General features: G+C 48.4%; 8 protein-coding genes. 2 read left to right on the top strand and 6 right to left on the bottom strand.

The genetic code is table 11. The annotated features are described in order from the left end of the window. Positions 1-189: 189 nt before the first annotated feature. The 3 genes from OXH16_09185 to OXH16_09175 form a co-directional block, all read right to left on the bottom strand. A complete protein-coding gene (locus OXH16_09185; protein MCY3681560.1) occupies positions 190-1908 on the bottom strand; it encodes an ankyrin repeat domain-containing protein in 1719 nt (572 codons plus the stop codon). A gap of 357 nt (positions 1909-2265) precedes the next feature. Beyond that, positions 2266-3999, bottom strand: coding sequence for a hypothetical protein (locus tag OXH16_09180; protein MCY3681559.1), 1734 nt, complete (start codon positions 3997-3999; stop codon positions 2266-2268). A 4-nt stretch (positions 4000-4003) separates the two neighbouring features. Then, complete coding sequence (locus OXH16_09175; protein ID MCY3681558.1) at positions 4004-4270, bottom strand: hypothetical protein; 267 nt, start codon at positions 4268-4270, stop codon at positions 4004-4006. Positions 4271-4905: 635 nt separating this feature from the next. Here OXH16_09175 and OXH16_09170 point away from each other — a divergent pair. Both OXH16_09170 and OXH16_09165 read left to right on the top strand, forming a co-directional pair. Beyond that, positions 4906-5163, top strand: a complete 258-nt coding sequence (locus OXH16_09170) for a hypothetical protein (GenBank protein MCY3681557.1) — start codon at positions 4906-4908, stop codon at positions 5161-5163. Positions 5164-5607: 444 nt separating this feature from the next. Next, positions 5608-8580 carry a DUF4955 domain-containing protein gene (locus tag OXH16_09165; protein ID MCY3681556.1) on the top strand — a complete coding sequence of 991 codons (2973 nt, stop codon included), beginning with the start codon at positions 5608-5610 and terminating at the stop codon, positions 8578-8580. A gap of 62 nt (positions 8581-8642) precedes the next feature. Here OXH16_09165 and OXH16_09160 read toward each other — a convergent pair whose 3' ends face one another. From OXH16_09160 to OXH16_09150, 3 genes are all read right to left on the bottom strand, one after another. Beyond that, positions 8643-11150, bottom strand: coding sequence for a hypothetical protein (locus OXH16_09160; protein ID MCY3681555.1), 2508 nt, complete (start codon positions 11148-11150; stop codon positions 8643-8645). A 185-nt stretch (positions 11151-11335) separates the two neighbouring features. After that, entirely contained in the window at positions 11336-11974 is a 639-nt protein-coding gene (locus tag OXH16_09155; GenBank protein ID MCY3681554.1) for a CPBP family intramembrane metalloprotease, read from the bottom strand. Between the two features lie 330 nt (positions 11975-12304). After that, the coding region (locus OXH16_09150) for a PIN domain-containing protein (protein ID MCY3681553.1) at positions 12305-13154 on the bottom strand (850 nt) is incomplete at its 5' end.

Here is a 13154-nt window from a genome sequence, read left to right as displayed (position 1 = left end):
AGTTCAGCCCCCATATCTTTGCGGATCGCCTGGCTTGCCGGTTGGACACTTGCCCCATCAGCATAAAGGCGCATGAAGACCTTATCCAAATAAAGGAAAAATCCCAATAAGAACAGAACGAAAATACTTTTGATCATTTTCTGCATGATTGACCTTCCTGTCATGATGTCGCCTACAAAACAGACCCGTTTATTTGCAGTACGAACACTTACTATCTGCCCCAACACTTTTCAAAACCGCACAGTTTTGTTGCCAGCTCGCACGCAATTTACTTATGGCTTCGCTACTTTGCGCTCTCTTCAGAGCGCAGTAGTCATTGAAAGCGGCCAGGCAGTAAAATCGATAGTGGTCATTATCCGCAAAATTACCCTGGTATTTTTCCCCGCACACATTCTCAAGATTTAGAAGTGCCTGTTGCAACTGATCTTGTCCTTGCCCCCCCTGAGGCTGAGAAGATGTCCCAGCCGAATTGATATTCCCATCAGGTTGCTCACTTAACACACCTTCCATGTACTCACGTACAGCTTCTGTAACCGCCTCTTGGTCTTCGGCGTCTTTGCCGGCATACATAATCGCGGCACCGCCTAAAAGTGCGGTAGCTGTCTTACCCAAGCCAGAGTCGCTTTCTTTTTTTAACTCTTCTTTTCTTCTCGCTCCAACATCGCGCAGGAGCTTGACAACAGCCGATTTCTCCCTCGACGATCCCCATCCCATCACTTTATCTAAAGGCAGGTCGCCACCAAAGCCCTGTGCATTAACATTGGCTCCGGCATCGACCAGAATCTTGATACTCGCTGGATTCTTCTCGATAGCCGCATGATGTAGGGGTGTTCTGTTATTGGTGTCATGCACATCAGGGTTAGCCCCGGCATCAATCAAGACCTGGACGACGGCTGGATTCCCGTTGTACTCGACCGCATGATGCAGGGGTGTCGAATTAAAATCAGTCCGCGCCTCCAGGTTAGCCCCGGCATCAATCAGGATCTTGAGGATGTCCGGATTCTGGTTGTACTTGGCCGCCAGATGCAGGGGTGTCCGTTTATCTTTATCCTTCGCCTTCAGGTCTGCTCCGGCATCAATCAGGGCCTTGACGAGGTCCGGATTTTCATTGTGCGCGGCTGCTACATGCAGGGGCGTCCGTTTATCTTTGTCCTTCGCCTTCAGATTGGATCCAGTATTGATCAGTGACTTGACGAGGTCCAGACTCTTATTGTACGCGGCTGCCCAATGCAGGGGTGTCCATTTATCCTTTACTCTCGCCTTGTTGGCTCCGGCATTGATCAGGATTTTGATAGCGGGTAGATTATTGAAGGAGACTGCCCAATACAGAGGCGTCCTGTAATCTTTGTCCTGTGCCTCTATGTCGGCCCCGGCATTGATCAGAGCCTTAATAACATCCAGATTCTCAGTATTTTTCGCCGCGCGATGTAATGGCGTAGCACCTGCATCATCCCGCGCGTTCAGGTCAATACCTGTGTCAAGGCAGGCCGTCACCTCCTCAAGGGTCGCTGTCTTGAAATAGTCTTCCGTATCCCATCCCTTACAACTCACCGCTGTCTGTACCTTATTCATCAACGCCAGAGCTTCAAGATAGTGCTGGCCTTCGCGTCCTGATACCGCCAGATATCTCAAGACCGATTCGAGTGCCTGCTCGGGCAAATCTACGGCGTCTGCCGCTTTCGCATATCTGAAGTGGAACTCATTCGGCAAATCCAGTTCGTGCTCTTTCTGAAGGTTGCGAATGTTTTGCATCGCATCTCTGGCCCGGTTGTGGTCACCACCCCGAATGGATTGCTCAGCTTGCAGCAGGTAGGCGTCCACCCTGATCTCTGGCGGCAGTTGGGCAGATACAATCGTGAAGAAGCCCAGTAAAAATAGGATGAAAATACTTCTGATCATTCTCTGCATGATTTGTCTCCTAACGCGATGCAAATTATAAATGCAAAAAGCGTGCCAATATGCGCGTTGTTAGAGAGGGCGATACCCGTAAAGGGTTGTTTTAAAAAAGAAAAAGAGCCAATCTGACTATATAATAACATCGCAGAATAGTCGGATTAGCTCTTACACAAGACTGTATATGGTCTTATGAGAGACGTACTATGGTCTCAATAGTCCCGAGACCAATGTGGTGGAGAGGTGTGGCGCGTTGGCAATTGCTTGTTCAGGCCGGTGACACGCCCCTTGTCGAAATCCCTGCTCGAAAGCCTGACGTTTCAACTATAGAAAGTAAATAGCCAGCGTAATGATCACTATAAGATGTGCAAGCTATCCAGTGACGGTTTTGCCAAAGGAATCCACGAAGATGAGGAAGTCGGAAAAGTCAACCACCCCATTGCCGTCAAGATCGTATTTTGGATCGAAGTTATCCTGTCCGGCCTGGGTTCCAAACACCTGGACAAAAAACAAAAAGTCTTCGAATGCGACCCGTCCATCGCCATCAAAGTCGGCAGAGATAAGGGGGGTATCCTGTACCTCAAAGCGGATGATTTCAGTGAAGTTTTCCCGAAGGATGTTCCTTGCCTTGTCCCATACTGTCATTTCAGCAAGTCCCCACGTTCCAGGGATACTTCCAACGGGCAAGATAAACGTTTTATGGTGGGTCTCATAGACAGCCGGATCGCGTGTAAAATAGACTTTGTAAAAATCCGAATCATAATGCCTGAAGTGGTGCATCACCCCGTTGGGATCCCGCAAATACATATTTGTTAACCTGTACCCGCTGATGTCGTCCTTCACTCTGAAGGTAATATCGACTTTTGTTTCGCCATTTGGTGCTTCCGGATTGGTCGGTTCTGCCTGAATAGTGATCTGGTTCAAATCGAGCACGGGTGGGGTGTCATCCGGATTTGTCGTTTGGACATCAATGGTGGCGGGTGCTTCATCTATTGCGACACCTTCGAGGTTTAAACGTTGTCCCGGATCGGTGAAATAGACACCCCTCTGATTCAACGCAATATCCTCCATTAAGATGTAATTGATTTCGTAGATCCCGTGTGAGAAGTAATCCGGAATTTTGAATTGAACACTCGCTTCACCAGTCTGTGGATCATAATTTCCATTTTCCTCCGCGCGTCGAGAATGGGTTTCGGCATTCGCATCGTTTAGCTGTGCATAGATTCGTCCTATACCAATTTCTTCAAAAAGCCTCCAGCGTGCGGTGAGAATTTGCAAAGATCTGCCTTCTGTCGTGCCTTGCGACAATGAGAGTTGCATTGAATTTTTGATGTACTCCGGTGGTTTATCATCTGCGAGTGGGTTGTTGAGGTAGAGCTTCCAGCCAAAATCGGCCTGGGACTCGTGGCGTTCATTGCCCTGGGCATCCCTGAGGGTAATTTGATCTGGACCCCAATAGCCATGCGCCGCGTGTTTGGATAGTGTTCCAGTGCCTCTCAAGACGTGACCCGCATTGATGTACCTGCCATCGGAGCTTGCAGGATAAAGCCAGATGTTAAAGAAGGTTCCTTTTGGGCTGTAAATTCTCAGGTGTGATGCTTGGGCAGTGTCAAAGTCATTTTCCCGGTGAAGCTCAAGCTCTATTGTTATGTCCTTATCCTCTTCTGGTTCGCCTGCAACCTGTATATCAACCCGGATGATTCGACCGGGATACACCAAATCGGGATATAGATTATAGACCTGAAATGTCAAATCTTCGCGTATCCGAGAGATGTACCGCGTGCCGTGCATGACCCGATCCCGTATAAATTCATATTTGGCAGGAGAACGCGAGCGCAACTTGTCGGGATTTACAATGTAATAACTGATGGTTTCTGCCATGTCCTCATTCGGATTTTTACCGTGTGCATAAGCGGATACAAACTCGGTCTGTTTGGTCGTTGACCAGCCATCTGTATCATCCAGACTTTCATACCAGCCACCGAGTTCAATCCAGTCCTGTTTGAGTTGATCGTCAAAGAGGTGTTCCCATAAGAAGTGCGCTTTTTCGTGAAGGATTAAGCGGTGGATGTAGTCGAGGCCCTGTCCCTTAAAAGCAGACTCCATGAACTCAATATAGCCCTCGGTCGCCCAAGCTACAGCAGGCGCAGTGGGATAAAGATGAACTGTGCGGCACGACCTGTATTGGCTCATCTAAGAACATGACCTGCACGGGTTGAACGAGGGTGGCCTTATCTACCCCTTCGTAGGTTGTATCGGTTTTCCAGGTATAGGTGAATTGTGCAAGAGAGTGTCCACTGAAGATGAGTATTAGCAGGAAGATCATGCTGCTCAGGCAGGTAAATTTTGAGATGCGGTGATGTGTTTTTGAAGTCATTGTGTTATCCCTCCCTATGTTGAATTGCGCTTTGAGTTAAACGAGTGAATCATGGCCTCTTTGCCACTTTTAATTTCCCATTGGCGTATCCTCCCTTTCTTTCGCGGTCGCGCCTTCATATCTGGCGTCACTCTCTTTTAATTTTCTATTTTCGTCCATCGCCTGTGCAAGATCGTATGTCAAACACACGATCTCTGCTCGCTCGCCCAGGTTCGGCGTGGGTAAAACGTACACACGATGTGGTTTACGCAGAACCTGCACCCGTTTGCTCATTGCCCGGACGAAACTGGGACTCATTACAAAATGCAAAAAGTGTGCCACTATGAGATTTATTCCAGACCATTATACTCGTAAAGGGATGTTTTATATTAAATAAGAGCCAATCTGACTATATAATAACATCGCAGAATAGTCGGATTGGCTCTTGAAAAGACTTTATACAGTCTTGTAGAGGACGTACTATGGTCTCAATGGTCCCAATCCCGATATCTCGATCTCTGGCTAAATATGCTGTGTCAGGCGCGGTCTATCTCTCCTGAGACCGAGGTGATTGTGATTACCGGGGCAAAAAGTCTGAGAATGCGTTTCGCGCACTGCGAGCAGGGGCGTTTGATTTCTTCAGCAAACCCTTCAAGGTGGAAGATCTGAACGCGGTTGAACGGGCTGCAATTTTATGCGATGATGGCGAGATCGACGTGGACGATCTGGGGTTTGAATCGGTTGAACGCGCCCCGATCGTAGATAGTGGCTTTGAACATATGGTGCAGAGCCTTCCCGAGGATCAGATGAGTCTGCCTGCGTTTGAGAGGGCACTACTTCGAGAAGCATTGCGACGAACAGAGGGGAACCAGGTCCGCGCGGCCGAGCTCCTGGGATCTCGAGAATGGTCTTGAGATACAGGATGAAAAAGTGCGGATTGGGGTGAGAATAATACTTTCGTGGAATTACCCCACTTTGATGGGGTATCACTGCCTTGTCGCCTCATCTATCCCAACCCCATTATCCTCCACCTCAATAACAACTGCATTGGTCTCGGGACCATTGAGACCATAGCAAGTCTTCCATAAGACCATATAAAGTCTTGTGTAAAAGCCAATCCGACTATTCTGCGACAATAAATATAGTCAGATTGGCTCTTTTTCTTTTTTAAAACAACCCTTTACGAGTATCGATCTCTGGAAAAGCGCTCAAATTGGCACACTTTTTGCATTTATAAATTATTTCGGATCCCGTCAGATCAATTAGCAGAACGGATGCAGGTTCTACGTAAATCACATGGTGCTTGCAGAAGTCCTATTTTTAAAAACTGTCCGGAGTATTGAATAAAGGGATTTTTCATGCGTTTCAAACTCATTCCTGCCCGTGCAGACAAGGCCATTTTCACACTGATGTTTTTGTTAACTCTATCCCAACTATTTTTTTCTGTACCCTGTTATGGCAATGACCCTATTGCCACATCTTCGCCGGATTTTGACGAGAGTGGTGCGGTCGATTTTGCCGACTTTTTGCTATTTGTAAGCGCGTTTGGGACCCGCGAAGGACAGGAGGGGTACGACGCAAAATACGATCTAAACGGCGATGGCGAAATTGGGTTTGCTGATTTCCTGATCTTTGCCAGCAACTTTGGCGAGCCGAAGGAAATTCCACAGAGCGCGACTTATCAACAATTTGTGAAAGCCAGAGAAAATAGGACAGAACCCATCTTACCCGATTTCTCCTATGCGGGCTATCACTACTTCAAAAAACCCGTACCCAACATCGCACATCCCGTTTTTGATGTTACAACGTATGGCGCCATGCCCAATGATGATGTATCTGATCAGCCTGCCATTGTAAGAGCCATTGCCGCGGCTGAGGCCAATGGCAGGGGCATCGTCTTCTTTCCACCGGGCGAATTTCTCGTCAATACCGATACGGACAACAACGAGCCTATCTATATCCGCAGCAGCAATATTGTTCTGCGAGGCAGTGGTAGCCGAACCGGTGGCACCGTCATCCGAATGGTAAACTACATGCCCCCAAACAATCCCGATGTTATATGGTCAGTGCCCCGCATGTTCATTTTTCATCCCGGAGGCTATGACCGGCCCTTAACGCGCATTACAGAAAGTGCGGATAGAGAAACCTTCTGGATCACAGTAGAAGACGCTTCCAGGCTTGAAGTGGGGCAATGGATTAAGCTAACTATAAAAAGCACCGAAGCCGTCAATGAATTTCTTACTCCATATTTCCCAAAATCCACCTGGACAAGCATTCTTAACAATGGAATAGACTTACAGGAAAAACACAGCATTGCAGAAATACGGGGCAATCGCGTTCGCCTCAATGAACCCTTGCATACCAATATCAATCACGAACATGGCTGGCAAGTAAAATACCGCCCGTACCTTGAAGAAATTGGCGTTGAAGACATCAGCTTTCACGGCATGTGGTTTGAGAAGTTTGTCCATTTCAAGAATTTCATCCACAACTCGGGCTGGGGTATGCTCGGACTCACCAGATGTTTTAACTCCTGGGTTCGGCGTGTCTCCTTTGTCAACTGCAATAGGGCACTGGGCATTGATCAGGGAGGCGCTATATCCATTTACCAGGTCACGATGGCAGGCAATCAGGGCCATACAGGTATTGCCAACAGTGCCTCTTACGGCATGTGGGTTGGACTTTCAGAAGATCCTGCAAACCATTGGCATGGACCAGGATCGAGTGCCAGAGCAACGGGAACTGTGTACTGGCGTTATGACATGCATCCAAATCAACCCATTGATGCCCACGCTTCCCAACCTTATGCCAACCTGCTTGACCGCGTCAATGGCGGCAGACTGTCTGGCAGCGGTGGCGCTGAAGGCAGTATGCCTAACCACCTCAGACATTATGTCGTCTGGAACTTCAACCATCGGAGTAATCGGACCCACTATGATTTTTGGGATATAAACAACAAATATGGCTTTCTTCTCCAACCTATTATTGTAGGGTTTCACGGCGACCCAGTGACCTTTAATGAAGACAACTTACAGATTCTCGAATCCAACGGTAGCCGAGTTGAACCCGAATCGCTTTTCGAAGCACAGCTCGAATTGCGTATGGGAACGTTGCCGACCTGGCTAAACGATCTACGCACAGAATGGGAAACCCTTCGCAACACCCCGCTTCCGAATGCTACGCCTACGACAAGGGGTACCATACCAGCACAAACCTTATCAATCGGCACACACAGAAGCGTAGATATCGCAGAATACTTCATAGACCCGGACATCTTCGTTGACCCGGACACGCCCCCTATGACCTATAGCGTATCGTCATCCAATGAAGGTATCGCAACTGCGGACGTGACAGGCTCAATAGTGACAATCTCGCCAGCAGCACCGGGGCGTGCGACCATCACCGCAACAGCAACCGATATGAGAGGTTTGACGACCGCGCAGACTGTTGAGGCAATGGTAACACAAACCGAGACCACAGTGGAGAAGCTATACTGGACAGACACAGGCACAAAAAAAATCCAGCGCGCCGACCTCGACGGCTCTAACATCGAAGACATCGTCACAACGAGATTGGATGGACCTTCCAGCATTGCCATAGACGCGACCTGGGGAAAAATATACTGGGCAGATAGGTCAAATGATAAAATCTTTCGCGCCAACCTCGACGGCACGCAAATCGCAGAAATCATCAACACCAGAGAAATAACTGAACCCTCAGGAAATTATAGAAGCGCCTCTCCATACGGCATTGCCCTGAACGTGGATAGAGGCAAAATGTACTGGACGGACGGGGTAATGGACAAAATCTTTCGCGCCAATCTCGACGGCTCCAACATTGAAGACATCGTCAACACCAGAGAACTCGTCGATCCACCACTTGATCCCGGAGCCACCACGCCAGCCAGCATTGCCATAGACGCGACCGGGGGCAAGGTGTACTGGACAGACTGGGAAAGAAACAAAATCTTCCGCGCCAACTTCGACGGCTCCAATGCCGAAGACATCATCACCTCCGGAGTCAACTTTTCACGCGGCATCGCCCTGGACCTGGTAAATCGCAAAATATACTATACGGACACCAGCTCAGATAAAATCCGGCGTGCTAATCTGGACGGCACCAAAAAAGAAGACCTCGTCAATACCAGGGTCCCCGAAGACACCACACCACTGGACATCGCTCTGGATATAGCTGGGGGTAAAATGTACTGGACAGACAATAAAACAGACAAAATCTTTCGTGCCAACCTCGACGGTACGCAGGTCGAAAGCCTTCCCATTTTCGGATTGGAAAACCCGGTCGGCATCGCTGTAATGATCACAAAATATTAGTCGCTTTTTACAGGTCCTGAAGAGGATAATCTGCCCTGCAGACATTGTTTGCGTTTTACCATTCAATTACCCCCCCCAATCTGTGCTCTGGTCGCCACGGCTTTTACAGCTTCTATGCCCAGGCGGTCTTCGAGTTGTTTTAAGTACAGACTGCGCGGAGAGACTCTCCGCCCGTGTGATTCCCAATATCCATCTTCACGCCTGTACCAGCCGTCTCGTTTCTCGCCGATGCAACCAATGGCGTAATTTTGCGATGTTGGGGGTTTTTGCACGATAAAGCTCTCTGCCTCGCAATTCCATAATACTTTTTGCGCGCCCGCCCATCCGTGACCAGTGCCCGAACCTTGCCGATCCTGAACATTAATGGCATTGCCGTTCACGGTCACATTGTCAAACAGGGTGCAAACAGACCACCGGTGATGGGGCCCTGAATCGGAATGCGCGATATCTGCCGTACAATCCAAAAACACATTTGGCCCCGGTACGCGTGCGTGTAGCACATAATCGTGACGCCCTCGCCGGGTATAACACCGTTGCACGAGGGACAATTGCCCGTGGATGGGAAATGAATATCGCCGTGACCCGATGATCTGTGATACGGGGTCGAGACACTGGCTATCCTGCACGGTCATCCATTTTGCCAGGTTGCCAATGGTTACACACGCATATCCAAAGTGGACCGAAGTCACATTGCGCGCCCACGCATTCTGCACGCGTGAAAATACGACAAAGTTCCAGGCGTGATCTTCATCAATAAACTCATCCCCCCGACTTTCATCTTTTTCGCTGTCATCAAACTCCGATACGCCGCGCAAGTTCTCAATGCCGACCTGTTCAATGCGCCCGAGATATTCGTATTTGAGAACCCACCCGCCGCCGTATTCTCGTTCAAATGCATTGCCCATGGGCGCGTCGATTGTTATCCGGTTGCCTTCTATGGCGGTTATGGTGCGGTCAAAGCGAAAGTCGTAAGTGCCCGGTACCCACTGCCGAACATCGGGATGTGACATCTCAATGCGATCCATCCCTATTGCCGCAATCCACTGAGCCGTACTGGGGCGATGTACGAGGATTTCATCGCCAACTGCAAAACCCGAAGCATCTTCTATAGAAAATATTTTTGCGCCTACGGGGACATAATCATCTACAATGGCCTGTCGCGTTCCCCCTACCTCTTGCCAGAATGATCTGCCTTCAAACTCGATCAATGTGCGCTGTTCTGTTCCCGTTGCAATCAATACCGTGCCATCTTCACCTTCGCCTTCACCGCGCAGTACAACGCCGCTTGCCCGAATGTACAGGCTCCCACCAATCCGATATTTTCCGCGCTTGAGTAACAAGGTTCCCCGAAAGCCATTGGCGTCCAGTGCGCGTGCGGATACGTCGTCGATTGCCGCTTGTAATCGCGCTGTGTCGTCTCCCCCGGCCTGTGGCTGTACCGTCATCGCCACCGGCACATCTGGCAGAGCCACACCACCACCCATATAGCCACAGTGTGAAAAGTCTGGAATGATATTGCCCTTTTCGTCTGGCACATAGACCAGTCGCCCGTCAGGTCCCGGATATACCCGTTTACTGTTCTGAGGTACGTAAGATACCGAACTGCTCCGCGTTTGGATAAAATCTGCAACTTGCGCCCAAATTGGGATGGGATGTATGGAGGGGTCGCGTGAGGCGAGAATATTCCGAGGAATTGGCACGCGAATCCGGGTTGTTCCCGCCTCAATCGTTTGGGTCAACAGGATCTGCGTTTCGGTTCCCACCACAATATTTAATGGTTGTGTGGTGGCGCTTTCAAATGTGATAGGTATGTACCACTGCGTGCCGTCAGACCCGAACCCGGCGGCGAAAGTGAGAAAATCCCCAAAACCGATTTGTCCGTCAGAATCGAGATCGTAGATGGGATCGTATTCCGAATCGGTCTGGGTTGCACCGAATTTCTGAACAAAGAGGAGAAAATCACTAAAACCAACGGCTCCGTTGTCATCAAAATCGAGATGGTCAATGGAGCTTTTTTCATATACTGGCGCGTCAACTTGCCATGAAAAGGTCTGATCGACGGTTGCAATATGATCGATGAACAGGCGCGCGTTTGAATTTTGACTTGTTTCTGTTCTATATATGATATATCGCCTGTTGTAATCGGGTTCACTGCCCCAGATCTCGTGGGGTTTTGCCAGTTCTACAGTGGCAAGTTGCCATCCCTGGGGCGGTGTTTGTCCCTGCCAGATCGTATATATGGCTTCCCTACCGCCGCCCAGAGGGTGGTTGCGAACCTTGATTTTGAGATCCCTCATACCATTGCCTTCTATTTTCCACCAGAAGCTCAGGCTGTGTCTTTGGGAGAGGTCCTGTCCCGTGCTGAAAAAATTGTAGGTAAAGAATCCCGTTTGACCTGCTGGCAGAGAAGCCGCGATGGCAAAGCGACCCTCCTGGGCATCTCTGGATAACTGTACATTGTTGGACCAACCGGAGAGATTGTCGCAATAGGTCAGCGTTTGCACCGGATCGCTGGCAGCGCAAGCACAGGCCCACAGAAATAGAATTGTGCAGGTGATAATTGATCGCATTGTGTGTTTTCCTGACCGCTGACCGCTTGTTTCTATATTTGCAAATATCTGCAATTTACTCGAAAAAACAGGGGGTTGCAATGGCATTTTGGCGTATAATGCAGGCGTTTTTGGAGGTGTTCCTGACAAAATACGGATTATGTCTATACCTTTTTCTGCCTGAAATCCCGATAAACCGGCTATCTTCACGGCCCTTGTATCCCCAGACGGATGAGGATCAAAGCCACCGTCAGTTCAATGCCGTTTACTGACGTGTAAATTGCCGCGGTCGTCCAACACGCGCGCTTCCAACTGACCTGGCGCGCGTGCAGAAATGCAACCGATAGAAAAAAGCCAACAAGGATGGACGTGACAACCCCGAATGCCTCGATGTATAGATGAGCAGCGCCAAAGAGTACAGTAGAAAAACAGACCGCAATAACGGGGCTGGGTATCACCTTCATGGAGAGCCAGATTGGGAACCACTGATAGATCAGTATTTCAAGAAGTGGTACCGCGATGAAAGCCACTACGAAAATCAGCCAAAATCCGTGGCCGACAATCATGTACCTCACATCAATAGCTTTAGCGACAGCATCGCCGGCTATCGAGTAAAACGGCAGGGCCTCGAGGATAAGCGTCAGCGCGATCTTTGAGATGATCGCATAGAGCGTGAAAACGGCAATCATCGCCAGCGCAGAGAGATCCAGAACGTGCTGAAAGTGCGCCCGAATTACATTGTCTCTGGATCCGAAGACATCAAGGACGTCGGGTTCAGGATGGATTTCTGGTGGGACTTTACGTGATGGTACTGCTGGACGGGTTGCAAATGACTGGTGAACCATGGGAATGCCCTCCTGAATGGGTTTGGAACTGAAACTTCGTGCCCTTTATATATTGCAAAAAGCGTGCCAAATTTTGCAAAAAAACCCGTAACTGCTTGCAGGAGAGCGTGTTTTTATATAATGCCCAAAAATGGACAGGCCAAAAACTGTTTCATTTGAAACAGTTGGTGTGTCATATGACACAGTTGGGATAGGAATGAGACAGAGGGATTACGGAGGAAATCAAACAAAAAATGCCCTGAAGAACATAGGGCATTTTGGAAGGTATTTATGGTAATAGTGCTCGGATGAATACCATACTGGAAATGTTGTGTCAAGTCTAGGGATCATTCATTCGTAAGGCCATTTATTGTCGATGCGTACTGCAAAACCAACACGTAATTCAGAACCAGTCATTTGCTTAGGTTGTATTTCTACCCAATCCACTTCAAAATATTTCAGATTTTCTACGTCATGCAATACCTGAATCGTTGCTGTGTATTCGACATCTTGATCAACTGTCTTGTCTATTGTAACCAAAAAGGGCCATACCGTTTCCTCCCTATCGTATGCTGCGGTGTATGAATCATCGTAAGTGAGGTCTGCGGAGAAGTTCGTTTCAACATCAACGTGGACAAAAGCAACGTCTTGTTCTACTTCCAAAATCAGTATTTCGGAAATTTCTAGCTCGTTCACTCTTACTTCATTTACATCTCCATCATGGCCCTCTATCCAAAAATCTTGTTTACAAAAAGACTCTGTAATGGCTCCTTTAATCGCATCCTGATTCTTATTGAGTAACTCACTAACCGAATGAGCAAGACCCTCGTCATGGGACTCCTCAATAACGCTGATAAATTTTGGGAGTTTGTCTAATGCAATCAAACAATCACTTGTTTCACAATATTCTTTTAAATCCCCATCAGCACTAATAACATACATTCTCTCATCATTTTCTTTGCACCATGCCTCTATAGCTTCGATGGCAAATGCATCTGGGAATTCCGACTTTTTTTTCCCCTCTCCAAACGGCGGACGCTTACCAAAATATTGATCGAAAACTGCGTCTATAGATACATTTGAAGTCGGCAATACAGTTGCTCTTATTTCCTGTAGAAATGTCGAAAGTTGACATTTCAGAGTCTCAGAAGCTGTTTTAAAACTCGTGTGATTAAGCGAGTCTGTTGAGTAAAAGGTGAAT

It is taken from the genome of Gemmatimonadota bacterium (genome assembly GCA_026705765.1).
Taxonomy (GTDB): Bacteria; Latescibacterota; UBA2968; order UBA2968; family UBA2968; genus VXRD01.
The sequence above is the reverse complement of the archived record's forward strand: the minus strand, read 5'-3'. Positions and strand labels throughout refer to the sequence as shown.

Excerpts from the sequence above, each read along its gene's own strand:
- OXH16_09185 (MCY3681560.1), bottom strand. The coding sequence starts at position 1,908 with ATGCAGAGAATGATCAGAAGTATTTTCATCCTATTTTTACTGGGCTTC.
- OXH16_09180 (MCY3681559.1), bottom strand. The coding sequence starts at position 3,999 with ATGGAGTCTGCTTTTAAGGGACAGGGCCTCGACTACATCCACCGCTTA.
- OXH16_09175 (MCY3681558.1), bottom strand. The coding sequence starts at position 4,270 with ATGACTTCAAAAACACATCACCGCATCTCAAAATTTACCTGCCTGAGC.
- OXH16_09165 (MCY3681556.1), top strand. The coding sequence starts at position 5,608 with ATGCGTTTCAAACTCATTCCTGCCCGTGCAGACAAGGCCATTTTCACA.
- OXH16_09160 (MCY3681555.1), bottom strand. The coding sequence starts at position 11,150 with ATGCGATCAATTATCACCTGCACAATTCTATTTCTGTGGGCCTGTGCT.
- OXH16_09155 (MCY3681554.1), bottom strand. The coding sequence starts at position 11,974 with ATGGTTCACCAGTCATTTGCAACCCGTCCAGCAGTACCATCACGTAAA.